Below are 24,677 nucleotides of genomic sequence, written 5' to 3' on the forward strand. Positions count from 1 at the left end.
TGGCCGACGCGCAGCAGACCTTGAGTCAGGTGTAGGCACGGATGTCGGGATACTGGCCATTAACCGCGAAGCGGCCGACCTCCAGCACCTTGTAGGCCAGGGGGTCGTGCAGGCTGTGGGTGCGGACATCGCGCCAGAAGCGGTCCAGGCCCAGGCGGTTGTGGGTGGCGCGGGCGCCGAGGGCGTCGAACACCCGGGTGGTCACATCCAGCGCGGTACGGGCGGCCAGCACCTTGGCGCTGGCCACGGCGATGGCCGTTTCGCCGCGCAATTCGGCGGTGAAGGCACCGTCGGCGTCCAGCAAGGCGTCCACCTGCCGCGCCGCCACGTCCGCCAGGGCCACGGCGCCCTGCAGGGCGATCCACAGCTCGCCCACCTGGCTCAGCACCAGTTGATCCTCGGTGGCGCGTTCGGCCAGGGAATGCACCCAGGGCCGTGCCTCTTCGTGTAAATAACGCCGCGCCTCGCGCAGTGCTCCCTGGGCGGCGCCCAAGTAGTACTGGGTGAAGGCCGACTGGTTGACCGGGGTGCGGATCACCGCCGCGAAATCGCCGGCATCCTCCAGGTCGCAGACCTGGGCTTCCGCGGCGCTGGCCCAGACCTCCGTGAGGGTGAAGCTGCCGCTGTCACTGCGCGCCACGCCGAAGTGATCCCAGTCGTCGGCATAGGCCAGTCCGGGACGGTCCGCCGGCAGGGTGACCATCAGGCGTGCCCCGCTCTCCCGGTCACGAGCGCTGATGGTGAGCCGATCGGCGAAGGCGGCGCCGCTGCAGAAACCCTTGCGCCCGGTCAGCCGATAACCGCCGCCAGCGACGGGGGTGGCGAGGATGTCGTCATCCCGTGGATTGACCACCCCGGCCAGCCACAACCGGCCTTCGGCGATCTCGGCCAACAAGCGGTCACGCCTCGGCTGGGGCTCGCGGCGCAGGTTCACGGTGTTGAGCAGGTGGTAGCCGAAGAGTAACCCCACCGAGCCATCGCCGGCGGCGATCTCGCGCAGCACGCGCATGGCCAGCGACCAGGGCTGGCCGGCGCCGCCGAGGCGCGTGGGAATGACCAGGTTGGTCAGGCCGCTGTCCTTGAGTCTGTGCAACTGGGCATCGGGACGAATCCGGTCGCGCTCGTCGGCGACCACCCGAGCGGCGAATTCCGCGCCGATCTCACGGGCCAGCGCCAGCCAGCCCTCGGCATCCTTGGATGTGCTCATCTAGTCCTCCAGCGGGCCCAGGCCCAGGTGGTCTCTCAGGGTCTCGCCCTGGTACTGGCGTCGGAACAGGCCGCGGCGCTGCAGGTGCGGCACCACGCTCTCGCTGAATTCGACGAAGGAACCCGGCAGGTAGCCGGGGGAAATGACGAAGCCATCGCAACCACCGGCTTCGAACAACTCGGCCAGCTGCTCGGCGATCTGGGCGCCGGTGCCGACCAGTTGCGGCACCCGCACACTGGCGGCATAGCTGCGGCCCAGTTCCGCCAAGGTGGTCTGGCGGCCAAAGGCCAAGAGTTTCTCGGCGGCAGCCGGTGGCAGCTCGCCGACCTCGGTCACCACGCCCAAGGGGGTATCCAGGGTGAAGCGCGACAGGTCGATATTGAGCTGGGAGCAGAGGGTGATCAGCCCCACCTCGGGCTGCGCCAGGGCGTTGTGCCTTTCCTGCTTGGCACGGGCCTCGGCTTCGCTGCCGCCGATGAAGGGCATCACCGAGGTGAGGATCTTGCAGCCGTCCGGCGAGCGCCCCTGTTCCAGTACCTGGCGGCGTACGTCGTCGCGAAAGGCGCGCATGGCGCCCAGGTTCGGCTGGATGGTGAAGATGGCCTCGGCCCAGCGTGCGCCGAAGCGGCGGCCACGGCCACTGGAGCCGGCCTGGATCAGCACCGGCCGCCCCTGGGGGCTGCGCGGGATATTGAGCGGACCCTCCACCCGGAACCAGTCGCCACGGTGATCCAGGGCGCACACCTGGGCCGGATCGGCCAGCACGCCTGCCTCGCGATCCAGGCGCAGGGCCTGCGGTCCCCAGCTGCGCCAGAGCTTGACCGCCACCTCGACGAATTCGTCGGCACGGTCGTAGCGCAGGTCGTGCTCCAGGTGACGCTCCTTGCCGAACAGCCGACCTTCGCTGTCGTTCATCGAGGTGACGATGTTCCAGGCCGCCCGCCCGCGGGACAGGTGGTCAAGAGTAGCGAAGGCCCGCGCCACATGGGCCGGCTCGTAGTAGGTGGTGGAGCGGGTGCAGCCCAGGCCCAGGTGGCGGGTATGGGCCACCAGGTAGGAGAGCAGCGGCAAGGGGTCGAGCCGGGTGGCATCCTGGGCACCCAGACGCAGCGCGGTCTCTCGCGAGCCGCCGAGCTGGTCGCCCACCGCCAGGCGGTCGGCGAAGAACAGGAAGTCGAACAGCCCCTCCTCCAACGCCTTAGCCGCGCGCACATAGTAGTCGGGGTCGAGGAAGTCGCCCTGGGTCTCGGGGTGGCGCCAGACGGCGTGGCTATGGACCACCGGGCCGGCCAGCAGGAAGCCGGCGAGGTGCAGTTGACGGCTCATCGGCTGGCCTCCCGGGGCGTCTGCAGATAGCGGTTGAAGCTTTGGTCATAGAGCGGCTTGACGTCGTAGGGCTGCTGCAACACCCCGGCCTTGACCAGGAAATCGGCGGTCTTCTGGCCGTCGGCGAGGGTCTGGGCGCTGATCGGCTCGACCCAGGTGGCGTCGCGGCGGAACCAGCTTTCGGCGATGGCCGGATCGGAGTTGTTGCGCTTGGCCCAGGCCTGGGCATAGACGTCGACGTGATCGCGCGCCCAGCTGCGGGCCCGTTGCAGGCGGGCGACGAAATCACCGATGGCGGCGCGGTTTTCGTCCAGGTGGCCGGTGTTGGCCACCACGTAGACCGGGGCCGGCATCAAGTGCTTGGCAGTGACCAGCACCCGTCCGCCCTGGCGCTCCACCATGCTGACGTAGGGTTCCCAGGTGGCGGTGGCGTCCAGGGTGCCCTGGCTCACGGCGGCGACCGCCTCGGTGGGCATCAGGTAGCTGTAGTGCGGGGCATCGCTGGGCAGGCCGGCCTGTTCCAGCGCCGAATAGACCAGTTGTTGGCTCCAGGAGCCCTTCCAGATGGCCACCCGCTTGCCGGCGAGGTCGGCCACCGTCTTGATCGGCGAATCCCTGCCGACCACGATGGCGGTGCCGTCCGGACGATTGCGGGTCACCGCCACCACCTTGACCGGTCCGCCGCGGGCCGCCAGGGCGATCACCGGGGTGTCGCCGACGATGCCCAGGTCGATGGAGCCGACGTTGAGCGCCTCCACCACCGGCCCGCCGGCGTTGAATCTCTTCCACTCGATCTGGTACGGCAGGTCTTTCAGCTCACCGGCCTGCTCCAGCAGGGTGCTGCTGTAGTAGAACTGGTCACCGATGGTGAGGGTGACCGCCTGGGCCAGGCTGGTGAGGGTGCCGGCCAAGAGGCCGGCGGCGACTAGCAATCCCTTGTTCACGAAGGCGTCTCCTCGAGGGTATCGGGAGCGCTCCGTGGGTACGGTCGCGCGGTGGGTTGGTCAGAAAGTGTCAGCCGGTGCGACGAGCGCCGGCCAGGCGCGCGGCGACCTTCTCTCGGGTCAGGGGAATCAGCTCGCGGCCGTATTCGACGGCGTCGTTGAGCGGATCGAAGCCGCGGATCAGGAAGCTGTCGACGCCCAGGTCGTAGTAGTCCAGCAGGGCATCGGCCACCTGTTCGGCGGTGCCCACCAGGGCAGTGGAGTTGTGCCCGCCGCCGACCAGGGCGGCGATGCCGGTCCAAAGGCGTCGGTCCACGCGATCACCGAGGGCCACGGTGTCGCGCAGCCGCTGGGCGCCCACTGCTTCTGGCTTGGCCGGATGCACCGCGCCCTGGGCGTCGAGGCGCGCCTTGGCCTGCTGGCGGATGGCCTCGGCCTTGTCCCAGGCCTCGCCCTCGGTGTCGCCGAGGATCACCCGGAAGGAGACATTGAATTTCGGTGAGCGACCGTGGCGTGCGGCTTCGGCGCGGACCGCTGCTATGGTCTCGCGGGTCTGGGCCAGGGATTCGCCCCACAGCGCGAAGACATCGGCGTGCTTGCCCGCCACCCGCAGCGCCGCCGGCGAAGAGCCGCCGAAATAGACCGGCAGGCTCGGCTGCTGCAGCGGCTTGATGGCGGAAAAACCGCCTGCTACCCGGTAATGCTCACCCTGATGATCGAAGGGCTGGGCGCTGGTCCACTCCTGGCGCACCACATCGAGGAATTCCTCGGTGCGAGCGTAGCGCTGGTCGTGGTCGAGCCAGTCGCCGTCCTTGCGCTGCTCCAGGTCGCTGCCACCGCTGATGATGTGCACCGCCAGGCGGCCGTCGAGCAGATGGTCGAGGGTCGCCAGCTTGCGCGCCGCCAGCGTCGGGGCGACGAAACCAGGCCGGTGGGCCAGCAGGAATTTGAGCTTCTGCGTCGCCTGCCCCGCCAGCGCGGTAACCAGGAAGCCATCGGGCTGATCGGACCAGTAGCCGACCAGAATACGGTCGAAACCGGCCTGCTCGTGGGCTTGGGCGAAGCGGGAGACGTAGCCCTTGTCGAAGATGGGACCGGAGGGGGCGATGATCTCCGAAGTGAGGCGATGGCCGATCATGCCGAGGAATTGAACGCTCATGGATGGATCCCGTGCCGAGGTGAAGGGATGCCTTCAGGGAAGGCGTTGGCTGGGGTTCACCTTAGGCAGGCAGGGTATTAGAGGGAAATTCTTTATGCGCATATCCTAATTCGAGTTTTATTTACTACGCGCATTTAAAACTGGATTTTCAAATTCGGACGATGGCGTAGAAGCGGCCGCCTCGGCGGACCACCATGGCCGCGATGAGGATGGCGCCTGGGCATGCCTCTATCGCGGCCATGGGCCGCTCCTACAGATACTAGGCAAGCCTGGAGCGGCGGTCGCGTTGGCGGACCACCATGGCCTCCATCCACCGGGGCCCCTGGCTGAGCGGTCGGCTCGAGCCTGGAGTTTTCAAAGCCAGATCGTAGCGGCCAAGCCCAAGGCACCCAGGATGAAACCGATAAAGGCCCCGCGACCCGGCAGCTCTCGGAACAGTAGCCAAATCAGAGCCGGCTCGCAGATCAACAGGACCAGAACGGATACCACTGCGACCAGCCAGATGTTACCGGTAGCCAGGTATCCCAGGGCATAGGCCAGCAACAGGCAGAGCCCCGAAAAGCAGGCGAAGAGCGCCAGTAGCAAAACATCGCGCCAGTCGAAGCTGGCAGTGGACGCCAGGCGCGCCGCAGCCAGCTCACCGTAGATGATGCAAGCCTCGCCAACGATCATCAGCGCTATGGCGGAAATTCCCAGGAGTTCTTTGGACATGGACGACCTTCCTATCGAACCGAGCAGACCGGCGCTGTGCCAGAGCATGCACAGCGTCCAACATGGATGCTGAGGGCATCGCGGTCAGCGGAGTCAAAGGCTCGGTGCGGAAGGCGTACATGAGCGGAACCTCTTCAAGGAAGGTGCCTTGTCGATGCTAGGACAAGGCGCCACCAAGGGATAGCGGTTTGAGCCCTGGCTAGCACGGGGTATCGGGCTTCGATGCCATCACCTCCTCGCTTTTGCAGCGAAATTGATGTCTTCCCGTATTACCGCAATCAGGCGATCCGTCGGGATGGATGTCTCCGTAGGAGCGGCCCATGGCCGCGATAGAACTATGCCCATTTCTCATCATCATCGCGGCCATGGCGGTCCGCAGATGCGGCCGCTACTACGAAATCAGAGGCAGCCCAACAGAACCAAGCCCCTACCGCTGCATCCCCCACTTCTTCACCGTCAGCCGTTCCAGGGTGGCGAACACTAGGCCTTCCACCAGCAGGCCGATGATGATCACCGCGGCGAGGCCGGCGAAGACGCGGTCGGTGTAGAGTTCGTTGCGGTTCTGGAAGATGTACCAGCCGAGGCCGCCCTTGCCGCTGGAGGCGCCGAACACCAGCTCGGCGGCGATCAGGGTGCGCCAGGCGAAGGCCCAGCCGATCTTCAGGCCCGAGACGATGGCCGGCAGCGCCGCCGGGATGAGGATCAGGCCGACGTATCTGAGCCCCCTGAGGCCATAGTTGCGCCCACCCATGCGCAGGGTGTCGGAGACACCGAGAAAGCCCGAATAGGTGTTCAGCGCCATGGGCCAGAGCACCGAGTGCACCAGCACGAAGACCAGGCTGTTCTCGCCCAGGCCGAACCAGAGCAGTGCCAGCGGCAGCAGGGCGATGGCCGGCAGCGGGTTGAACATGGAGGTCAGGGTATCGAGCAGGTCGCGGCCGAACTGGGTGGAGACGGCCAGGGCGCTCAGCGCCAGGGCCAGGACCACGCCCAGCAGGTAGCCCTTGAGCAGGGTGCCGAGGGAGATGGCCACCTTGGTCGGCAATTCGCCAGTGACCAGGCCATCCCAGAAGGCGGCGGCGGTCTGCAGGAAGCTGGGCAGCAGCAGGTCGTTGCCCTGCCAGCGGGCGGCCACTTCCCAGGCCAGCATGAGGATCGCCAGGATCACCAGCTTCCGCACCCAGGCCTGGCTCCACAGGCGGGTGGCCAGGGGCAGTTCGACCGCCAGCGGCAGGTCGTTCAGGGGCGCGAGCTCGCGCTGGTATTCGGCCCGCACCGGGGGCTGTCGTGTCATGGGTCTACCTCAGGACTAATAGGAAATGCGGCCCTGGACGATGGCCTGCTGCAGGCGCAGGCGTTCGTCGGCCACCTCGGGCGGCAGGGTTTGGACGTCATCCGGGAATAGCAGGTTGTGGATGCGCAGCGCGGTGCTCTGGAAGTCGGCGCCGCCGAAATCCTCGAGGCCGAACTGATGGCAATTGAGTTCGGCACGCACCCGCCCCGGATGCGGCGACAGCAGCAGGATGCGATTGCCCACCACCAGCGCCTCCTCGATGGAGTGGGTCACGAACAGCAGGGTGAAGCGCACCTCGTCCCAGAGCGTGAGCAGTTCTTCCTGCATCTTGCGCCGGGTCAGGGCGTCCAGGGCGGCGAAGGGCTCGTCCATAAGCAGTACCTTGGGCTGCATGGCCAGGGCGCGGGCGATGGCCACCCGTTGCTTCATGCCGCCGGAGAGGTGGTGCGGATAGGCATCGACGAAGCGCGCCAGGCCGACCTTGTCCAGATAGTGCAGCGCCCGCTCGCGGGCTTCGCCGCGACTGGCCTGGCGGCTGGCGAGCAGCGGGAACATGGTGTTTTCCAGCACCGTCTTCCACGGCGGCAGCTGATCGAACTCCTGGAACACCACGATGCGATCCGGTCCGGGCCCCTTGACTGGCTTGCCCTCCAGGCGGATCTCGCCCTGCAGCGGCGGCAGGAAGCCCGCCACCGACTTGAGCAGACTTGACTTGCCACAACCGGAGGGGCCGAGCAGGACGAAACGGTCGGCGCCGTAGACCTCGAAGGACACCTGGTGGGTAGCCCGCACCCGGCGGTCGCGGGTGCGGTATTCGAGGTCGAGGTCCTGCACCTGCAGCAGCGGCTGGGTCTGCGCCAGGGTCAGGTGCGGACGGGAAGCGAGAGAAGCGTTCATGGTCGTCTCCTCCCTCAAAAGGGCGCATCGCCCTGGATGGTGGTGCGATACAGCTTGCGTCTCAGGTGGTTCGGGCAGCCGGCGGCCAGGTGCAGCAGCGAGCGGTTGTCCCAGAACACCAGGTCGTGGGGCTGCCACTGGTGACGGTAGAGGTGCTCGGGCTTGACACTGTGGGCATGCAGCTCGGCCAGCAGGTCGCGGGACTCGTCCTCCGGCAGGCCGACGATATGGGTGGTGAAGCCCTCGCTGACGAACAGCGCCTTGCGGCCATTCTCCGGATGGGTGCGCACCACCGGATGCACCACCGCCTTGACCTCGGCCAGCTGCGCGGCAGTCAGGGTCGGCCGCCAGTTGCCCTCGAACTTGGGCTTGGCATAGGTGGCGGTGTAGGAGTGCTCGGCCTGCAGGCCTTCGAGCTGGCGCTTGAGCGCCTCCGGCAGGGTGTCGTAGGCCAGGTGCATGTTGGCGAAGATCGTATCGCCGCCCTCCTCCGGCAACTCCTGGGCATGCAGCATGGACCCCAGGCTCGGCAATTCCTTGTAGGAGAGATCCGAGTGCCAGAACTTGCCGGCATCGCCCAGGCCGATCGGCTGACCGTCCTCGACGATGTTGGAGACGATGAGGATCTCCGGGTGGCCGGCCAGGTGGAATTGCTTGAGGACATGGATCTGCAACTCGCCGAAGCGGCGACTGAAGGCGATCTGCTCCTCGGGGGTAATGCGCTGGTCGCGAAACACCACCACATGGTGGTCCAGGTGGGCGCGATGGACGCGGGCGAAGTCGTCGGCATTGAGCGGCCGGGCCAGATCGATGCCGAGGATCTCGGCACCCAGGTTGCCGAAGGGACGGATCTCGAAAGTCTGGCCGGCGGCCGGACGGGGGGATGCGAGAGTCATTGGAGTTTTCTCCTTGGTGGTCCAGCTCAGCTGCCGGAATGCTCGTGGGCTTCGGGGAAGAAGTAGTCCTGCCAGGAGGCAGCCTGGTGTTTCAGCACGCCCAGCTCATGCAGCTTCTGGGCGTAGACGAAGGTGCGCTGGGGCTCGACGGTGAAGTCGATCTCCGGGTCCTCGACGATGCGCTGCACCAGGGCCAGCGGCAGCTTGGAATGCTCGACGCGGATATAGGCCTCCGCGGCTGCGGCCTTGTTGGCGCGGATGAAGGCGGCGGCTTCCACCAGGGCGTCATAGAAGGCGCGGTAGGTCTTGGGATTCTCGTCGTGGAATTTCTCGGTGGTATAGAGCACGTTGAAGGTGCCCGGCCCACCGAGGACGTCGTAGCTGCTGAGGATGCGATGCACCCGGGGATTCTCCAGCGCCTGGTACTGGAACGGCGGACTGGAGAAGTGAGTGGTGATTTCCGAACCGCCGGCCATCAGAGCGGCACTGGCATCGGGATGCGGCAGGCTCACGCTGATGGCATCGAATTTCTTGAACTGGGCAGCGCCGAACACCTTGGCCGTCTCGATCTGCAGGGTGCGCGACTGAAAGCCCACGCCCGCCGCCGGTACGGCGATGCGATCCTGGTCGGTCAGATCCTTGATCGACTTGACCTCGGCGCGATTGCTCAGCAGGTAGTTGGGCATGGCGCCCAGGGCGGCGATGGCCTTGACGTTCTGCCGGCCACGGGTACGGTCCCAGACGGTCAGCATCGGCGGCACGCCGGCCGAAACCACGTCCAGCGAACCGGCCAGCAGCGCCTCGTTCATGGCAGTGGCGCCGGAGATGCTGTTCCAGTCCACCTGGATATCCAGCCCGGCGGCCTTGCCGTGCTTCTCGATCAGTTGCTGATCGCGCACCACGTCGAGGATCAGGTAGCCGATGCCGAATTGCTGGGCGATGCCGATCCTGCCTTCGGCGGCAGCACTACCCGCGAGGCCCAAACCCAGCGCCCCGATCAGTGCGGCGATCCCGCTCAATCCCTTCCCTACCCTGCTCATCCACCACGCTCCGTGCCGATCGGCTATCCGAAAGCGTTATAGGCTAATGAGTTGTTATAACCTTTGGTAAAGACGGAATTTGTCTAACCATATGCAGCGCCGGCAGGTAGAGAGCGTCGCCCCGCTTGGCGCTGCTCGCACCCTGCTGCCGCTCGGGCTCAGCAACTTCAGGCAGTAGCCGTCCGCCGCGCCAGCACCTGGCCCACCGCCAGGACGAACAGGACACCGAATACGCCCGCGACATAGGGCGCCCAGGGCCAGTCGGCGGTGCCGAGCCAGCCTTGCAGCAGTTCGTCGCTGGCGATGAGCTTGCCGGCGATCCAGCCCAGCAGCCCCGCGCCGGCCACGACCAGCCAGCGAAACCTTTCCATGAGCTTCAGGATGAGTTGGCTGCCAAAGATGATGATGGGAATGCTGATGAGCACCCCGGTGATGGCCAGGCCCAGATGCCCCTGGGCCGCACCCGCCACGGCGATGACGTTGTCGAGGCTCATCACCACATCGGCCACCATGATGATCCAGATCGCCTGGCCCAGGGTGGTACCGGCCTTGACGTCCGCCTCGTCTTCCTCGGGCATCAGCAGCTTGATGCCGATCCACAGCAGTAATACGCCACCGACCACCTTGAGCAGCGGCCAGCCCAGTACGTAGCTGGCGACGAACAGCAGCAGGATGCGCAGGATCACGGCGCCGGCGACACCGCCGAGGATGGCCTTGCGCCGTTGCGCCTCGGGCAGGCGCCGGCAGGCCAGGGCAATGACCACGGCGTTATCGCCGCCGAGCAGGATATCGATGATGACGATCTGCAGGAGACCGGCGAGAAAGGCGGGATCGGACAGGGTGGCGAGCAAGGGAAACCTCGAAGCGAAAACGATGGACTGCCCTTTGGCAGCAGGACGCGCCGATGATTTCATCCCGCGCTCGCCAAAGGGCGGATAGCGGCGACCTCGTCCTGGCAGTGCGCGACAAAGGCACGTCGGACCGCCCTGCCGGTGCCCTCTCGCCTCAGGAGGGAATCGCGGGCGTGCCGAGACGGACGTCGCCCTGGACGCTGGCGGCCAGCTCCCGGGCGACGAAGCCGTTGCGCAGCTGCTCGTCGAGAAAGGCTTGCACGAAGGCCGCCGCTGCATCTTTGCCCTTGGGCACGGCCATGGCCTGGCGGATCTCGGTGAAGCTGTCCTCCAGCACCCGATAGCCAGGATGGGCCGCGGCGTAGGTCTCCAGTGGCTGACGCACGCCGGCTACGGCGTCCAGCCCCTGCTCGACGAACCAGTAGATGGCGGTCGCAGAGGTACTCGCCCGCACCAGTTCCGCCTGGGTCAGGGTGCGGCTCAGGTAGAGGTCGTAGGCGGCGCCCTGCCCGACGGCGATCCGCCGTCCGGCGTGATCCAGTTCGGCGACCTGGCGCGCCGGATCCTCCTCGCGCAGCAGATAGGTACCCTCGATGATGACATAGGGTTCGCTGAAGGCGATCTGCGCCGCCCGTACCGGTTCGATGGCGAGGAACGCCAGGTCCCAGGCGCACTGCTCCAGGGCGGCGAAGACCTTGCCGGCGGCATCGTAGGTAATCAGCTGCAGGGGTACGCCCAGGCGCTCGGCCAGCGCGCGGGCCAGGGCCACGGAGACGCCCGCCGGCTCGCCATCCGCACCACGCTGGGCGAGGACCGGATTGCCATAGTTGATGGCCGCGCGCAGGTTGCCCTGCGGAGCCAGTTCGGCCATTACCGCTGCGGATGGGGTCATAGGAGCTCCTCGAGGTCGTCGACGGGATGGGGCGGTGCTGACGCACCGCCACCTCCCGATACTGCCCGCTCCGGCCGGATTCCGCACGCCTCCTTTCGGCCTTATTGGCGCCGTTGGGCTCAGGCGCGCAGCCGCTGCAGCTCTTCGTAGGCCTCGGCCGCCTGGGCCAGCAAGGCGGGCGCCCGCCGCTCGCGGGGATGGGCTGCGGCGACGGTGAAACGCCGTTGGACCCGCGAGGGTTCGCCGCCCAGCACCAGCACCCGGTCGCCCAGGTAGAAGGCCTCGTCCAGATCGTGGGTCACCAGCAGCACGCCGATGTGATACCGGGCCACCAGGCGCAGCACCAGGTCCTGCAATTGCCAGCGGGTGAAGGCGTCCACCGCGCTGAAGGGCTCGTCGAGCAACAGCAGCCGTGGGCGACCATAGAGGCCGCGGGCGATGGCGACGCGCTGGGCCATGCCGCCGGAGAGTTGCTTGGGCAGCAAGGCGCCCTGCCCCTCCAGCCCGACGTCGCGCAGCAATTGCGCGATCCAGGCGCGATCGGCCCGAGCACCATCAGCGAAGCCGACGTTGGCGGCTACGTCCAGCCAGGGCATCAGCCGCGGTTCTTGGAACACCACGCCGACGCCATGGCTGGCCGCATCCAGGGTCATGCGGCCACTGAAGTCGTCGTCCAGTCCGGCGGCGATGCGCAGCAGGGTGCTCTTGCCGCAGCCACTGGCGCCGAGCAGGCTGACCACCTCGCCGGCCCCCAGTGCCAGGTCGACCCCCTCCAGCACCCGGCGCCCGCCGAACGCCTTGGCGATACCTTGCAGGGATAACAGCGCCTCGCTCATCACTGGCCTCCCGCATAGGTATCGCGCCACGCCAGCGCGCGGCGCTCCAGGCGCAGCAGCAGCTCGTCACTGAGCTTGCCGAGCACCGCCAGCACCAGGATGGCAGCGATGACGATGTCCGGTCGCGAGGTCTCGCGGCCATCGCTGAGCAGATAGCCAAGGCCGGCGGTGGCGGCGATCAATTCGGCGGCCACCAGGAACATCCAGCTCATGCTCAAGGCACCGCGTAGTCCGGTGAATAGACTGGGCAAGGCCGCGGGCAGCAGGATGCGGCGGATCAGCGCCGGTCGCGACAGCCGATAGAGTCGCCCCACCTCCACCAGGCGACGATCCACGTCGCGGATGCCGCTGACCAGCGCCAGATACAGCGGAAAGAAAGCGCCCAGGGCGATCAGCACGACCTTGGGTGTTTCGTCGATGCCCAACCAGAGCAACAGCAAGGGCACCCAGGCCAGGCTGGGAATGGCGCGTAGCGCCTGGAACAGCGGATCGAGATAGGCCTCGGCGCGGCGCGACAGCCCGACCCAGGCGCCGATCAGGAGCGCCAGACCCGCGCCCAGGGCGAAGCCACTGGCGACTCGCGCCAGGCTGGCCGCCAGGTGGCGCCACAACTCGCCTTCCCCCAGCAGCCAGAGGGCCCGTAGCACCTCGCTGGGCGGCGGCATCTGGTAGGCCGGCAACCAGCCCAGGCGCACCACGGCTTCGAGCACCACGACCAGCCCGAGCGGCAGCACGGCGCCACGCCAGCGGCCACCGCCGCTACGCGCGGGCCGACGGGTCTGGCCGAGCGGCGCGGCCTGGGTCAGTTCCTCACTCACGGCGCGGCCACCTGGGCCACGGCTGGCTCAGCCTTGATCACCGCCTGGGCCAAGGCCGGCTGCACCAGGGCATCGACCGCCGCGACGGCGTCCACGCCGGGACGGACCAACCCCTCCTCACCCAGCAGCGGCGCGGCGCCCTTGAGCGCGGCGACGAACTGCGGCCCCGGCAGCGGCTGGCTGAAATCGGTCCGCTCGAGCTGACGCTGAGCCACTTCCAACGGCAGGCCGGAGGCCTTGGCCAGCAATGCGGCGGTCTCCTGCGGATGGGCCAGGGTCCAGTGCCGGGCGTCCTCATAGGCGCTCAAGACTGCCTTGACCAGTTCCGGCTGGGCCTTGGCGAAGGCCTCGGTAGTGCTCAGCACGCCATAGCTGTTGAAGTCGAGATTGCGATAGAGCAGCCGGGAGCCCGCCTGCAATTCGCTGGCGGCCATGTGCGGATCGAGCCCGGCCCAGGCGTCCACCTGACCACGCTCCAGGGCGACGCGACCCTCTGGGTGCTGCAGGTGGACGATCTCCACGTCACCCTTCTTCAGGCCCGCCTCGCGCAGGCTACGCAAGAGGAACAGATAGGGATCGGTGCCCTTGGTGGCGGCGATCTTCTTGCCCCTGAGGTCGGCCAGCGACTTGAGCGGCGAGTCCTTGGGCACCACCAGCGCCGTCCACTCCGGGCGACTGGCGAGATACAGCGTCTCGATGGGTGCGCCATTGGCACGACTGAGCAAGGCGGCGAGCCCAGCGGTGGAAGCGAAGTCGGTACTGCCGCTGTTGAGGTACTCCAGGGAACGGTTGCTGCCCTGGCTGAACACCCAGCGCACGGCGATGCCCTGGTCGGCCAGGCGTTTTTCCAGCAGCCCCTGCTCCTTGAGCACCAGGCTGGTGGGCGCGTAATAGGCGTAGTCCAGGCGGACTTCCTTGGGCGGCGCGGCCTGGGCCAGCAGGGCGCTACCCAGCAGGGCGAGGCTCGCGGCCCAGCGCAGGGTGGTCTTGTGCATGGTGAACTCCTTGTCGTCTAGCGTGCGGTCACGGGGGTGGCGGGGGTCCAGAGGTCCACGGCGCCGGTGTCCACGGCCGTGGGCAGCAGCTTGGCGCGGTAGAAGGCGTCGGCGATGCGCTGCTGCTCGCCGAGGGCGGCGCGACTCACCGGCTGGACGTCGTAGCTGCGGCGGCTGTTGGCCAGCTCGACGGTGGCCTGGTCCAGGCGGCCCCACTGGGGACCGAGGAGGCGCGCCGCCTCGGCCGGGTGCTGCTTCACCCATTGGCCGGTCCGTTGCAATTCGGCGAATACCAGGGCCAGCACCTCGGGATGGGCCTGGGCGTAGGGGGTGGCGGCCAGGTAGTAGCGTTGGTAACTGGCCAGGCCCTCGCCCGAGGCGAGGATGCGTACCTGCTGCTGGCGCTGGGCACTGGCGACGAAGGGCTCCCAGGTCACCCAGGCGTCCACCTTGCCGTTCTCCAGGGCGGCGCGGCCGTCGGCGGGGGTGAGATAGGCTGGCTGGATATCGGCGAAGGTCAGCCCGGCTTTCTGCAACGCGGCGATCAGCAGGTAGTGGCTGCCCGCCGCCTTGGTCACGGCCACCCGCTTGCCCTTGAGATCGCCCAGCGACTTCAGCGGCGAACCCTCGGGCACCACGATGGCCTGGGCCTGGGGCGACGGCGTTTCCCGGGCGAAGTAGGTGAGCTTGGCGCCCGCCGCCTGGGCGAACACCGGCACGGTGTCGGCCACGTCGGCGGAGAGATCGACGTTGCCGACGTTGAGCGATTCCAGCAGCGGCAGGCCGCTGGAGAATTCGTGCCAGCTCAGGGTGATGCCCTTGGCGGCCAGATCCCGCTCCAGGGTGCCCTGCTCCTTGAGCAGCACCAGCAGGGTGGACGACTTCTGGTAGCCGATCCGCAAGGCGGTATCGGCCTGGACGGCGCCGGCGAGTCCCAGCAGACCCAGGGCGAACAGGCCCTGCCGCAGGCAGGAGCCGAGGGAGAACCGAATGGCGGGCATGGATTCCTCGAAGCGTGGCGAACTGATATCCGACCACGATAAGGAATATGCACAGGCTCTCTTAATATCGATTTGGAATTTGGTTAGAGATCGCCGACGAGAAGGCTGCCCTAACGTTATTACCAAAGGCTATTTAAGACCTGCTGGTGATTGAGGCTAAGGTATAACGACCGGACCACCGGATCTCCATTCGCCTTGAACCCCGAGGATCCCATGGCTGTGCTCCGGACTCCGTCACCCGCTCGGGCGCCCGCCCCATGAGCGCCCCCGCCAAGCAATTGCTGCTCAACGCCTTCAACATGAACACCGTGGGCCATATCAACCATGGTCTCTGGACCCATCCGCGTGACACCTCCACCGCCTACCATAGCCTCGGCTACTGGACCGAGCTGGCCCAACTGCTGGAACGCGGGCTGTTCGACGGCCTGTTCATTGCCGACATCCTCGGCGTCTACGACGTCTATGGCGGCAATGTCGACCTCACCCTGCGCGAATCCATCCAGCTGCCGGTCAACGATCCCTTCCTGCTGGTCTCGGCCATGGCCGCTGCCACCCGGCATCTCGGCTTCGGCCTGACCGCCAACCTCACCTACGAGCCGCCCTACCCCTTCGCCCGGCGCCTGTCCACCCTGGACCACCTGAGCAAGGGCCGCGTCGGCTGGAACATCGTCACCGGCTATCTCGACAGCGCCGCCCGGGCCATGGGCCTGGACCGCCAGATCGCCCACGACCGCCGCTACGACCAAGCGGACGAATACCTGGAAGTGCTCTACAAACTGCTCGAAGGCAGCTGGGCCGACGATGCCGTGGTCAGCGACCGTGCAGGCCGTATCTATGCCCGCCCCGAGCGGGTACGCAAGGTCGTGCACCATGGCGAATTCTTCGACGTCGAGGGCTACCACCTCTGCGAACCCTCGCGCCAGCGCACCCCGGTGCTGTTCCAGGCCGGCTCCTCGGATCGCGGCCTGGCCTTCGCCGGACGCCATGCGGAGTGCGTGTTCATCTCCGGACAGGACCCGGCCGCCACCCGCGCCCAGGTCGAGCGGGTGCGCGGCGCAGCGGTGGCCGCCGGGCGTGACGCGGCGGACGTCAAGCTGTTCATGGGCATCACCGTGATCGTCGCCCCCACCGCCGCCGAGGCCCGCGACAAGCACGCCGAGTACCTCCGCTATGCCAGCCCCGAGGCCGGCGTCGCCCACCACGCCGCCTCGGTCGGCATAGATCTCGCCGCCTATGGCCTGGATGAACCCATTCGCCCGCAGCGCACCGAGGCCATCGAATCGGCGCTCAAGCGCCTGGTGGCCAAGGACGCCGGCTGGACCCGGCGCAAGCTGCTGGAGCAGCACGCCCTGGGCGGCCGCTACACCGCCATCGTCGGCGATCCCCAGCAGGTGGCCGATGCCCTGCTCGGCTGGATCGACGAGACCGGCCTGGACGGTTTCAACCTGGCCCGCACCGTCACCCCCGAGTGCTACGCCGACTTCATCGACCTGGTGATCCCGGAGCTGCAGAGCCGGGGTCGCTACAAGACCGCCTACGCCGAAGGCAGCTTCAGGCAGAAGCTGTTCGGCCGCGGCGACCGCCTCGATTCCCGCCACTTCGGCACCCGTTTCCGCCAGGACTGACCCTTCAAGGACGCCCTATGACCCGCCTCAAGCCCCTGCTCTTCGCCCTCGGCCTGTTCAGCACCGCCGTCTTCGCCGCTCCACTCAAGATCGGCACCACCGCCGCCTTCGCCCCGCCCCTGGAAGTGGCGGTGCAGGAGGCCAAGGCCGCCGGCGTGGACGTGGAGATCGTCGAATTCAGCGACTGGATCGCCCCCAACACCAGCCTCGCCAACCGCGACATCGACGCTAACTACTACCAGCACATCCCCTTCCTGGAGAACGCCAAGCGCACCGCGGGCTACGACCTGGTGGCGGTGGCGCCGGGGATCATCAACAACGTCGGCCTCTACTCGAAGAAGTACCGGACGCTGGCCGAGGTCCCCAAGGGCGCCCGGGTGGCCATCGCCAACGACGCCATCAATGGCGGTCGCGGCCTGCTGCTGCTGGAGAAGGCGGGCTTCATCACCCTCAAGCCAGGCGTCGGCTACCACGCGACGCTGGCCGACATCACCAGCAATCCGCGGGACATCCAGATCGTCGAACTGGAAGCCGTGCAGCTGGCCCGTTCGCTGGACGACGTCGATGTGGCCCAGGGCTATCCGCACTACCTGCGCCTGGCCAAGACCATCGATCCCAACCAGGCGCTGCTCTTCGATGGCCTCGACCATCCCGAGTACGTCATCCAGTTCGTCGCCCGGCCGGACAACAAGGACGATCCACGCTTGGCCAAGCTGATCGACCTCTACCAGCACTCGCCCAAGGTTCGCGCCGCCCTCGATCAGGCCTACGGCAAGCTCTACCAGCCGGGCTGGAAGGACTGATCGGCGCCTCGTTCTCTTGGACCGTCAGAGCTTCTCCATGACGAAGACACAGCGTCCACGATTGCGGCCACCGTCGGGCAGGTCCATGAATTCGTCGATAAGGATGCGCACGCCCTGCCCCAGCAGCAGGGCGCGCAGCTCCTCGGGCGGATGGGAGTCATAGAAGAACGGCTGGTCGAACATGGTATCGACGAAGGCATCCGCCGCCGAGCCGCCCGCGGTCAGCATCAGCCGTCCCCCTTGCGGCAGCCCGGCGATCACCCGCGCCAGGAGCGTCGCGTGCCAGCGGCGTTCCAGATGGAACAGCGAATCCCACAGCAGTGCGCCCTGGTAGGGTTCGGCGCAGGCGTAGGTTTCCAGTCGCGCCTCGATCCAGCGCTGCTTGGGAAATTCCCGCCGTGCATGGGCCAGCATGGCGGCCGCCTGATCGACGCCGAGGACGCGATGCCCTCGGGCGATGATGGCGGCGGCCATCGGCGTCCCCGTGCCGCACCCCAGGTCGAGCAGGGTGGCGCCGGGTTCGAGCTTTTCCAGGAGCACGTCCAGGTAGCGACGCTCGTCGTCCCTAAGGCTGACGCGGGCCTGGCGAAAGGTGTCGGCGATGGCGTTGTAGGAGGTCTTGTTCACGGCGAAGTCCTGTTGCTGCCCTGGAAGCTCAGCCCAGGGTAGCAACGGGAGCGGGAGCCTGGAGCAGGCGGAACAGGACTCCCGTCACGCCTCAGAAATGAAAGCGCTGCAGCATCCGCTGCAGTTCGCCCGAGGTGCCGCTCAACTCATCGATGGCGCTGCCGACCTGGGACGAGGCGTCCGAATTACGCACCGACAGGTCACGGATGTTCACCAGGTTGCGGTCGATTTCCCGGGCGACCTGGGCCTGTTCTTCGGCGGCGCTGGCGATCACCAGGTTGCGCTCGTGGATGGCGAGGATCGCCTGGTTGATGTCGTCCAGCGCCTGGCCACTGGCCTCGGCGCTGGTGAGGCTCTCGCCCACCTGACGCGTACCGCTCTGCATGGCATCCACCGCCTGGCGGGTACCGTGCTGGATCCGCGAGACCATCTGCTCGATCTCGGCGGTGGAGCTCTGGGTCCGGCCGGCCAGGGCGCGCACCTCGTCGGCGACCACCGCGAAACCGCGACCGGCATCGCCGGCGCGCGCTGCCTCGATGGCGGCGTTGAGCGCCAGTAGGTTGGTCTGCTCGGCGATGGCGCGGATCACGTCCAGCACCGTCCCAATCTTCTGGGATTCCTCGGCCAATTGGCCGATGTCGCTCGAGGCTTGGTCCATTCCCTGCCCCAGCGTACGAATGGTAGCGAGGGTGTGCTGCACCTGCTGAGCCCCCTTCCGCACCAGCAGTTGCGACTGGTCGGACGCCTCCGAGGTGGAGACGGCATTGCCGGCCACCTCCTCCACGGCGGCGGTCATCTGGTTGACCGCGGTGGCGGCCTGCTGGATCTCGTCATATTGCTGGCCGACCTCGCCCAGGTTGCACTGGGTGATGCGGCCTACCTCGCCACAGGCGCCCCCGAGCTGGTCCGCGGTGGCGTTGATCAGCCCCAGCGCCTGGCGCAGGCTGGCCTGCATCCCGGCCAGGGCCTCGAGCAACTGCGAAGGCTCGTCGCGACCGCGTACCTGCAAGGTCTGGCGCAGATCGCCAGCGGCCATGGCCCGCGCCGCCGCGATGGCGGAACGCAGCGGCTGGACGATGCTGCGGGTCAGGCCCCAGGCCAGCAGAATCGTCAGCAGCAAGGCCACGCCCAGCAGCACCAGCGAGCCGACCCAAATGGCCTGGTAGCGAGCGGTCGCCTCCGCCGTATAGGCGTTGCTTTCTTCGACGTTGACCTTGAGCAGGGCATTGAACAGATCGCCGGTCTTGTTGGAAGCCTCCTGGATACCCGTGTTGAGCAAGGTCCGCATGGCCTCCAGATCGCCCTGGTCGGACAGCTTCCGGTACTGGCCGAGCAGGGTCCGGTAGTTGGCGATGGTGGCGTCCAGTTGCTCGAAGCTAGCGCGCCCCTGGTCGGTGACCACCTGGCGGTAATCCTGCATCGCCTTATCCAGCAGCCCAATCAATACCTCGAGCCGGGCCACGGTGGGCGTCAGCACCGCCGGCTCGCGGTTGAGCATCATGCGCAGGCTGATGACCCGGATGCCCAGCTGGTTGTCGCGGATCTGCGCCAGGGCGCGACTGCCTGCCAGGGACACGGATTCGGTATGCACCAGGGCGCCACGCAACGCCTGGGCGTTGAAGAGACCGAACAGCCCCAGGAGCAGCACCAGCGCGGCGATGACCGCGAAGCTCAGCCCAGCCCGTGTCCCTATGGTGTAGTTGTTCGGATTCATGGCAACTCTCAGCGACGGAAGAAAGGGTCTCCTTCCCATCTCGACCTGAGAGGAACGGACTTGAGGACGCCAGGCTCTGGAATCGCTCATTCTGGGCGGTTATCGCCCAGAATGACGGAGGTAGCAGCATGGGCAGGTCAAGCAGCTCGCAACGGCCATCAACCTACCCCCAGGTAGGCCGCCTGCACCGCCTCCCGCGACAGGCTCTCGCCCGGTACGCCGGCCTCCACCACCTGCCCGCTCTCCAGCACATAGGCCTGGTGTGCATAGTCCAGGGCGATGGCGCTGTTTTGCTCGGCCATGAGCACGCTCAGGCCTTCTTCGCGATTCAAGCGGGCGACGCTGTCGAAGATCTCTTCCACGATCAGCGGCGCTAGGCCCATGGAGGGCTCGTCCAGCAGCAGCAGGCGCGGCCGCGCCATGAGCGCGCGACCCAGGGCGATCATCTGCTGCTCGCCGCCGGAGGTGAGGCCGGCCAGTTGCTTGCGCTTGGCGGCCAGACGCGGGAACCAGGCGTAGATCCGTTCCAGCTCGGCCCGCTGCGCGCCCCGTCCCAGGCGCCGGACGAAGCCGCCGCTGAGCAGGTTTTCCTCCACGCTGAGCCGGCCGAAGCAATGGCGGCCCTCCAGCACCTGGACCAGCCCGGCGCGTACCCGGGCATCGGGTGATTGACCGGCCAGATCCTGGCCATCGTAGCGGATGGCGCCACGGACCAACTCGCCGCGCCCGGCGCCGAGCAGGCCGGAGATGGCCTTGAGGGTGGTGCTCTTGCCCGCGCCATTGGCGCCCAACAGGGCCACCAGCTGCCCCTGCCGGACCTCGAGGCTGACCCCGCTGACCGCGAGGATGGCACCGTCGTAGCGCACTTCGATGGCGTCGACCGCCAGCAAGGGCGTGGTGGTCATGCTCAACTCTCCTTGCTGCAGTCACGCGGGGTGATGCCCTTCTCCTTGGCGTACTGCTGCGCCGAGGCCTCGATGATCGGCCGCAGGAAGGCGCGGTCGGCCTGCACCCAGCCGCTCACCAGCTGCCACTTTTCGCCATCCCACTGCTGCATGCGGATGGCGCCGCCGCCTTCGTGGTCGGCGCAGGAGAGCTTGAGCGGCTGCACCAGACCCTTGGCGCCCAGCGCCTGCAGGCGGGCGTCGTCCAGATTCAGGTGCTCGAAGCCCCAGCGCACCTGCTCGCCGGTGAGGGGTTTGTCACCGTACTTGGCCTGGGCCACCCGCAACGCCTCGACATTGAGAATGCCGTTGACCACCCCGAGGTTGTAGTAGACGGTGCCGAAGCGCTTGGGATCGGCCAGGTCGCTCTGCCCCTTGGCCACCACGTCGCGCTCGATGCCCTGCAGCACCGGGAAGTCGATGCCCGAGGGATGGGTGGTGATGGCGAGGAAACCCTTGGCCGCCGCGCCGGCCGGGCGGACGTCCTCCTCGGAGTTGCTCCAGATGTTGCCGATGATGTGGTCAACCGGATAACCGACCTTTTGCGCCGTCTTGATCGCCACCGGGTTCATCACGCCCCAGCCGCGCAGGATCACCCAGTCCGGCTTGATCCGGCGGATGTTGAGCCACTGGGATTGCTGCTCGTTGCCCGGGTGCGGTACTTCCAGCAGGGTCAGCTGGAAGCCGTAGCGATCCGCCAGCTTCTGCAGGACCTCGTTGGTCTCCTTGCCGTAGGGCGAGCCGTGGTAGAGGGTGACGATCTTCTTGCCCTTGAGGCTATCGACCCCACCGCCCTGCTGGCCTATCCAGGCAAGGATGGCCGAGACCTCCGAATAGGGATTGAGCTGCAGCGGGAAGACATAGGGGAAGACGCTGCCGTCGGTGGAGTCGGTGCGCCCGTGGTTGATGGTGATCAGCGGCAGGCGGTCGGCGGTCGACCGCTCCAGGGTGGCGTAGGCGATCCCCACCGACAACGGATTGGTGGCCGCCGCGGGCGCGCCGTCACGACCGTTCTTCAGGCGCTCGTAGCACTCCACGCCCTTCTCGACGATGTATTCGGTCTCGCATTCGCTCCACACCAGCTTGACGCCGTTCACCCCGCCGTTGGCGTTGACGTATTTCATGTAGTCGATGAAGCCACCGAAGAAGCCGGTGCCGCCCGCCGCATAGGGACCGACCCGATAGCTCTGCAGCGGGAAGTATTGCTCGCCCGCGGCCTGGGCCGGGCCGAAGCTGGTGAGGCCCAGGGCCAGGACGAGGCTGCCGAGCAGATGACGTTTGAACATGGGGACTTTCCTTGTAGGGCTGGAGCGCCGGCGGGCCCTCCCGCCGGCAGGGAATGAAGTCAACGGCGCTGCAGGCGTTGCCAGGCGCGGGTGGCGAGACGGGCCAGGCCCTCGGGTTCCTTGATCAACACCAGGATGATCAGGGCGCCGAAGACCATCTTCTGCAGGTTCTCCAGCTGGCCCGCGGCGATGAGGTCGCCCGGTAGCCAGCCGGCCAGGTTGGAGAGCAGCAGCGGGAACAGCACGATGAAGGCCGCGCCATAGAGGCTGCCGGCCAGGCTGCCCAGGCCGCCGAGGATGACAATGAAGAGGATCTGGAAGGAGCGACTCAGATCGAAGCCGTTAGGCTCCACGCTGCCCAGGTAGGTGAAGGCCCAGAGCGCGCCGGCGATGCCCAGGTAGAAGCCGCTGAAGGCGAAGGCCAAGAGCTTGGCGCGCACCACCGACAGGCCCATCACCGCCGCGGCCGTCTCGCGGTCGCGCACCGCCATCCAGGTGCGGCCCAGCTCGCCGTGCACCAGGCGCGCGGCGAAGGCGAACAGCGCCAGCACCACCACCAGGGTGGCCAGATAGCGACCCAGCGGCCCACCGAAATCCTGGCCCAAGAGCACCAGCGGTGGGGCGCTGATGACTCCCGAGGCGTTGCCATGGGAGAACCAGTCGAAACGGGTCAACGCCCAGAGGATGAAGAATTGCGCCGCCAGGCTGGAGACGATCAGGTAGAAGCCGCGAATCCTCAGGCTGGGCAAGCCGAACAGCAAGGAGACCAGGGCCGCCAGCAGGCCACCGCCGAACAGGCACAGCGGCAGAGGCCAGCCCAGGCGTACCTGCAGGTTGTAGGTGGTGAAGGCGCCCACCGCCATGAAGGCGGCCGAGCCCAGCGACAACTGCCCGGCGTAGCCGGTGAGCAGATTCAGCCCCAATCCGGCCAGCGCCAGCACCAGGAAGGGAATCAGCAGGGCGTTGAACAGATAGTCGTTGCCGACCCAGGGCAGCACGCCGAAGGCCAAGGCCAGCATGGCAGCCCATACCAGGCGCGCCGGCCGAACCATGGGCGCACGGGGAGAGAGCGGACGCGCGGCGAGCGCGTCGACGGTGGTGGTCATGGTGAATCCTCTAGACGCGCTCGACCGTGGGTTCGCCGAACAGGCCGACCGGTCGAATCAGCAGGAAGACCAGGGCGAAGGCATAGGGAAACCAGTTCTCGATGCCGCTACCGATGAAGGGACCGAGATAGACCTCGGCGAGCTTTTCACTGGCGCCGATCAGCAGGCCGCCGACGATGGCGCCGGTGATCGAGGAGAAGCCGCCGATGATCAGCACCGGCAGCGCCTTGAGCACGATCAGGGACAGCGAGAACTGCACGCCCAGCCGCGCGCCCCAGAGCAGCCCGGCCACCAGGCCGACGCAGCCCGCCACCGCCCACACCAGTGCCCAGATGCGCGGCAGCCGAATACCTACCGCCTGGGCCGCCAGGGGATCGTCGGCCACAGCGCGCAGCGAGATGCCCAGCCGGGTGCGTTCGAAGAGCAGCGACAGGCCCAGTACCAGCAGCGCCGCCACCGCCGCGGCGAACAGATCGAAGGACGACAGCAGCAGGTCGCCCACTTCCAGCGGACTGTCCTCGATGCCCAGATCCAGGCCATGCACCTGGGCGCCCCACAGCGCCTGGGCCGCGCCCTCGATGAAATAGGCCAGCCCCAAGGTGGCCATGAACAGCACCAGCGGCGAGCGATTCACCAGCGGGCGCAGCACCGCGCGCTCCACCGCCACGGCCAGCAGGATCATGACGCCCAGCGTGACCAGCAATGCCAACCAACCGGGCAGGCCGCGCTCCACCAGGCTGACATAGGTCAGGGCGGCGAACAGCAGCATGGCGCCCTGGGCGAAGTTGAACACGCCCGACGCCCGGTAGATGAGCACGAAGCCCAGCGCCACCAGGGCATACATCACCCCGGCGAGCAGGCCGCCGAGCAAGACTTCCAAGAAAAACGCCATGGTCTTCTCCCTGTGGCGTAGGTATTCCCTAGTGACGAGTGCCCAGGTAGGCAGCTATTACGGCTGGGTCATTACGCACCGTGGTGGGATTGCCGTCGGCGATCAGGCGGCCGTAGTCCAGCACCACCACGTGATCCGCCAGCTGCATCACCACCTGGATGTCGTGCTCGATCAGCACCACGGTGACGCCCTGCTCGCGGTTGATGGCCTGGATGTAGCCGCTCAGTTCCTGCTTCTCGCCGGCGTTCATCCCGGCCATGGGCTCGTCGAGCAGCAGCAGCCGTGGCTCGGCGGCCAGCGCCCGGGCCAGCTCCACCCGCTTCTGCAGGCCATAGGGCAAGCTGCCCACGGGGGTCTCGCGCCAGGGGCCGAGGTGCAGGAAATCCAGCGCCCATTCGGCCACCGCCCGCTGCGCCCGCTCCTCCGCCGACGCCCGGCCGAAGGCGAATACCTGTTCCGGCCAGGAGGCCCGCCGATGGCGGCCGCGCCCGGTGAGCACGTTGTCCAGCACGCTCATGCCCTTGAACAGCGCCAGGTTCTGGAAAGTCCGGGCGACGCCGGCATGGGCCGCGGCCTGGGGCCGGCGCAAGGCCTTGGCACTACCGGCCAGCCGCACCCTGCCCTGCTGCGGCCGGTAGAGTCCGTTGATCACATTGAGCAGCGAACTCTTGCCGGCGCCATTGGGCCCGATGAGGGCGCAGATCTCGCCCTCGCGGACCTGGAAGCCGACCCCGGTGAAGGCCGTCACCCCACCGAAGGCCAGCGCCAGGTCGCTGACCTCCAGCAATACCGGTGCCGCTGAGGTCGCCATGG

General features: G+C 67.4%; 24 protein-coding genes. 2 read left to right on the forward strand and 22 right to left on the reverse strand.

Annotation, left to right across the window (positions count from 1 at the left end; genetic code table 11):
• Window positions 1–25: 25 nt before the first annotated feature.
• From ACYJP6_RS13260 to ACYJP6_RS13330, 15 genes are all read right to left on the reverse strand, one after another.
• Window positions 26–1,207, reverse strand: a complete 1,182-nt coding sequence (locus ACYJP6_RS13260; RefSeq protein ID WP_459475475.1) for an acyl-CoA dehydrogenase family protein — start codon at window positions 1,205–1,207, stop codon at window positions 26–28.
• On the reverse strand, window positions 1,208–2,533 hold the full coding sequence (locus tag ACYJP6_RS13265; RefSeq protein WP_459475476.1) for an LLM class flavin-dependent oxidoreductase: 1,326 nt from the start codon (window positions 2,531–2,533) through the stop codon (window positions 1,208–1,210).
• On the reverse strand, window positions 2,530–3,477 hold the full coding sequence (locus ACYJP6_RS13270) for an ABC transporter substrate-binding protein (RefSeq protein ID WP_459475477.1): 948 nt from the start codon (window positions 3,475–3,477) through the stop codon (window positions 2,530–2,532). The genes ACYJP6_RS13265 and ACYJP6_RS13270 overlap by 4 nt, the downstream gene beginning before the upstream one ends.
• Window positions 3,478–3,547: 70 nt before the next feature.
• Window positions 3,548–4,636: an LLM class flavin-dependent oxidoreductase gene (locus ACYJP6_RS13275; protein ID WP_459475478.1), complete on the reverse strand. Its 1,089-nt coding sequence runs from the start codon at window positions 4,634–4,636 to the stop codon at window positions 3,548–3,550.
• Between the two features lie 354 nt (window positions 4,637–4,990).
• The gene (locus ACYJP6_RS13280) at window positions 4,991–5,347 is read right to left on the reverse strand and encodes a hypothetical protein (protein ID WP_459475479.1); all 357 of its coding nucleotides are present in this window, start codon (window positions 5,345–5,347) and stop codon (window positions 4,991–4,993) included.
• Between the two features lie 427 nt (window positions 5,348–5,774).
• Window positions 5,775–6,641: an ABC transporter permease gene (locus tag ACYJP6_RS13285; RefSeq protein WP_459475480.1), complete on the reverse strand. Its 867-nt coding sequence runs from the start codon at window positions 6,639–6,641 to the stop codon at window positions 5,775–5,777.
• Window positions 6,642–6,656: 15 nt separating this feature from the next.
• Entirely contained in the window at window positions 6,657–7,538 is an 882-nt protein-coding gene (locus ACYJP6_RS13290; protein ID WP_459475481.1) for an ABC transporter ATP-binding protein, read from the reverse strand.
• Window positions 7,539–7,552: 14 nt separating this feature from the next.
• Window positions 7,553–8,434: a TauD/TfdA dioxygenase family protein gene (locus ACYJP6_RS13295; RefSeq protein ID WP_459475482.1), complete on the reverse strand. Its 882-nt coding sequence runs from the start codon at window positions 8,432–8,434 to the stop codon at window positions 7,553–7,555.
• A 26-nt stretch (window positions 8,435–8,460) separates the two neighbouring features.
• Window positions 8,461–9,474 carry an ABC transporter substrate-binding protein gene (locus tag ACYJP6_RS13300; protein WP_459475483.1) on the reverse strand — a complete coding sequence of 338 codons (1,014 nt, stop codon included), beginning with the start codon at window positions 9,472–9,474 and terminating at the stop codon, window positions 8,461–8,463.
• A 167-nt stretch (window positions 9,475–9,641) separates the two neighbouring features.
• Window positions 9,642–10,325, reverse strand: a complete 684-nt coding sequence (locus tag ACYJP6_RS13305) for a TerC family protein (RefSeq protein WP_459475484.1) — start codon at window positions 10,323–10,325, stop codon at window positions 9,642–9,644.
• 154 nt (window positions 10,326–10,479) lie between these two features.
• On the reverse strand, window positions 10,480–11,217 hold the full coding sequence (locus ACYJP6_RS13310) for a transporter substrate-binding domain-containing protein (protein WP_459475485.1): 738 nt from the start codon (window positions 11,215–11,217) through the stop codon (window positions 10,480–10,482).
• Between the two features lie 119 nt (window positions 11,218–11,336).
• Window positions 11,337–12,053, reverse strand: a complete 717-nt coding sequence (locus ACYJP6_RS13315) for an ABC transporter ATP-binding protein (RefSeq protein ID WP_459475486.1) — start codon at window positions 12,051–12,053, stop codon at window positions 11,337–11,339.
• Window positions 12,053–12,859, reverse strand: a complete 807-nt coding sequence (locus tag ACYJP6_RS13320) for an ABC transporter permease (protein ID WP_459475821.1) — start codon at window positions 12,857–12,859, stop codon at window positions 12,053–12,055. The genes ACYJP6_RS13315 and ACYJP6_RS13320 overlap by 1 nt, the downstream gene beginning before the upstream one ends.
• An 8-nt stretch (window positions 12,860–12,867) precedes the next feature.
• A complete protein-coding gene (locus ACYJP6_RS13325) occupies window positions 12,868–13,866 on the reverse strand; it encodes an aliphatic sulfonate ABC transporter substrate-binding protein (protein ID WP_459475487.1) in 999 nt (332 codons plus the stop codon).
• A gap of 17 nt (window positions 13,867–13,883) precedes the next feature.
• A complete protein-coding gene (locus ACYJP6_RS13330; RefSeq protein ID WP_459475488.1) occupies window positions 13,884–14,867 on the reverse strand; it encodes an aliphatic sulfonate ABC transporter substrate-binding protein in 984 nt (327 codons plus the stop codon).
• Window positions 14,868–15,124: 257 nt separating this feature from the next.
• On the opposite strand from ACYJP6_RS13330, the gene ACYJP6_RS13335 reads away from it, so the two are divergent.
• Together ACYJP6_RS13335 and ACYJP6_RS13340 are read left to right on the forward strand one after the other, a co-directional pair.
• Window positions 15,125–16,492, forward strand: coding sequence for an LLM class flavin-dependent oxidoreductase (locus ACYJP6_RS13335; protein ID WP_459475489.1), 1,368 nt, complete (start codon window positions 15,125–15,127; stop codon window positions 16,490–16,492).
• Between the two features lie 17 nt (window positions 16,493–16,509).
• Window positions 16,510–17,295: a MetQ/NlpA family ABC transporter substrate-binding protein gene (locus ACYJP6_RS13340; RefSeq protein WP_459475490.1), complete on the forward strand. Its 786-nt coding sequence runs from the start codon at window positions 16,510–16,512 to the stop codon at window positions 17,293–17,295.
• Between the two features lie 24 nt (window positions 17,296–17,319).
• Here the strand turns inward: ACYJP6_RS13340 and ACYJP6_RS13345 are convergent, their stop codons facing one another.
• From ACYJP6_RS13345 to ACYJP6_RS13375, 7 genes are all read right to left on the reverse strand, one after another.
• Window positions 17,320–17,922 carry a class I SAM-dependent methyltransferase gene (locus tag ACYJP6_RS13345; protein WP_459475491.1) on the reverse strand — a complete coding sequence of 201 codons (603 nt, stop codon included), beginning with the start codon at window positions 17,920–17,922 and terminating at the stop codon, window positions 17,320–17,322.
• Between the two features lie 91 nt (window positions 17,923–18,013).
• Entirely contained in the window at window positions 18,014–19,636 is a 1,623-nt protein-coding gene (locus ACYJP6_RS13350) for a methyl-accepting chemotaxis protein (protein ID WP_459475492.1), read from the reverse strand.
• Window positions 19,637–19,794: 158 nt separating this feature from the next.
• Window positions 19,795–20,541: an ABC transporter ATP-binding protein gene (locus ACYJP6_RS13355; protein ID WP_459475493.1), complete on the reverse strand. Its 747-nt coding sequence runs from the start codon at window positions 20,539–20,541 to the stop codon at window positions 19,795–19,797.
• A 2-nt stretch (window positions 20,542–20,543) separates the two neighbouring features.
• Window positions 20,544–21,866: an ABC transporter substrate-binding protein gene (locus ACYJP6_RS13360; RefSeq protein ID WP_459475494.1), complete on the reverse strand. Its 1,323-nt coding sequence runs from the start codon at window positions 21,864–21,866 to the stop codon at window positions 20,544–20,546.
• A gap of 59 nt (window positions 21,867–21,925) precedes the next feature.
• Window positions 21,926–22,972 carry a branched-chain amino acid ABC transporter permease gene (locus ACYJP6_RS13365; RefSeq protein ID WP_459475495.1) on the reverse strand — a complete coding sequence of 349 codons (1,047 nt, stop codon included), beginning with the start codon at window positions 22,970–22,972 and terminating at the stop codon, window positions 21,926–21,928.
• A gap of 10 nt (window positions 22,973–22,982) precedes the next feature.
• On the reverse strand, window positions 22,983–23,864 hold the full coding sequence (locus tag ACYJP6_RS13370) for a branched-chain amino acid ABC transporter permease (RefSeq protein ID WP_459475496.1): 882 nt from the start codon (window positions 23,862–23,864) through the stop codon (window positions 22,983–22,985).
• A 28-nt stretch (window positions 23,865–23,892) separates the two neighbouring features.
• Window positions 23,893–24,675, reverse strand: coding sequence for an ABC transporter ATP-binding protein (locus ACYJP6_RS13375; protein ID WP_459475497.1), 783 nt, complete (start codon window positions 24,673–24,675; stop codon window positions 23,893–23,895).
• Window positions 24,676–24,677 lie beyond the last annotated feature (2 nt).

The organism is Pseudomonas sp. No.117 (assembly GCF_054558395.1).

Bases quoted from the DNA above. Each gene is read 5' to 3' on its own strand.
- ACYJP6_RS13325 (WP_459475487.1), bottom strand. From the start codon at position 13,866: ATGCACAAGACCACCCTGCGCTGGGCCGCGAGCCTCGCCCTGCTGGGT.
- ACYJP6_RS13300 (WP_459475483.1), bottom strand. From the start codon at position 9,474: ATGAGCAGGGTAGGGAAGGGATTGAGCGGGATCGCCGCACTGATCGGG.
- ACYJP6_RS13280 (WP_459475479.1), bottom strand. From the start codon at position 5,347: ATGTCCAAAGAACTCCTGGGAATTTCCGCCATAGCGCTGATGATCGTT.
- ACYJP6_RS13275 (WP_459475478.1), bottom strand. From the start codon at position 4,636: ATGAGCGTTCAATTCCTCGGCATGATCGGCCATCGCCTCACTTCGGAG.
- ACYJP6_RS13295 (WP_459475482.1), bottom strand. From the start codon at position 8,434: ATGACTCTCGCATCCCCCCGTCCGGCCGCCGGCCAGACTTTCGAGATC.
- ACYJP6_RS13360 (WP_459475494.1), bottom strand. From the start codon at position 21,866: ATGTTCAAACGTCATCTGCTCGGCAGCCTCGTCCTGGCCCTGGGCCTC.
- ACYJP6_RS13260 (WP_459475475.1), bottom strand. From the start codon at position 1,207: ATGAGCACATCCAAGGATGCCGAGGGCTGGCTGGCGCTGGCCCGTGAG.
- ACYJP6_RS13310 (WP_459475485.1), bottom strand. From the start codon at position 11,217: ATGACCCCATCCGCAGCGGTAATGGCCGAACTGGCTCCGCAGGGCAAC.
- ACYJP6_RS13265 (WP_459475476.1), bottom strand. From the start codon at position 2,533: ATGAGCCGTCAACTGCACCTCGCCGGCTTCCTGCTGGCCGGCCCGGTG.
- ACYJP6_RS13340 (WP_459475490.1), top strand. From the start codon at position 16,510: ATGACCCGCCTCAAGCCCCTGCTCTTCGCCCTCGGCCTGTTCAGCACC.
- ACYJP6_RS13285 (WP_459475480.1), bottom strand. From the start codon at position 6,641: ATGACACGACAGCCCCCGGTGCGGGCCGAATACCAGCGCGAGCTCGCG.
- ACYJP6_RS13350 (WP_459475492.1), bottom strand. From the start codon at position 19,636: ATGAATCCGAACAACTACACCATAGGGACACGGGCTGGGCTGAGCTTC.
- ACYJP6_RS13375 (WP_459475497.1), bottom strand. From the start codon at position 24,675: ATGGCGACCTCAGCGGCACCGGTATTGCTGGAGGTCAGCGACCTGGCG.
- ACYJP6_RS13330 (WP_459475488.1), bottom strand. From the start codon at position 14,867: ATGCCCGCCATTCGGTTCTCCCTCGGCTCCTGCCTGCGGCAGGGCCTG.
- ACYJP6_RS13355 (WP_459475493.1), bottom strand. From the start codon at position 20,541: ATGACCACCACGCCCTTGCTGGCGGTCGACGCCATCGAAGTGCGCTAC.
- ACYJP6_RS13315 (WP_459475486.1), bottom strand. From the start codon at position 12,053: ATGAGCGAGGCGCTGTTATCCCTGCAAGGTATCGCCAAGGCGTTCGGC.
- ACYJP6_RS13370 (WP_459475496.1), bottom strand. From the start codon at position 23,864: ATGGCGTTTTTCTTGGAAGTCTTGCTCGGCGGCCTGCTCGCCGGGGTG.
- ACYJP6_RS13290 (WP_459475481.1), bottom strand. From the start codon at position 7,538: ATGAACGCTTCTCTCGCTTCCCGTCCGCACCTGACCCTGGCGCAGACC.
- ACYJP6_RS13365 (WP_459475495.1), bottom strand. From the start codon at position 22,972: ATGACCACCACCGTCGACGCGCTCGCCGCGCGTCCGCTCTCTCCCCGT.
- ACYJP6_RS13335 (WP_459475489.1), top strand. From the start codon at position 15,125: ATGAGCGCCCCCGCCAAGCAATTGCTGCTCAACGCCTTCAACATGAAC.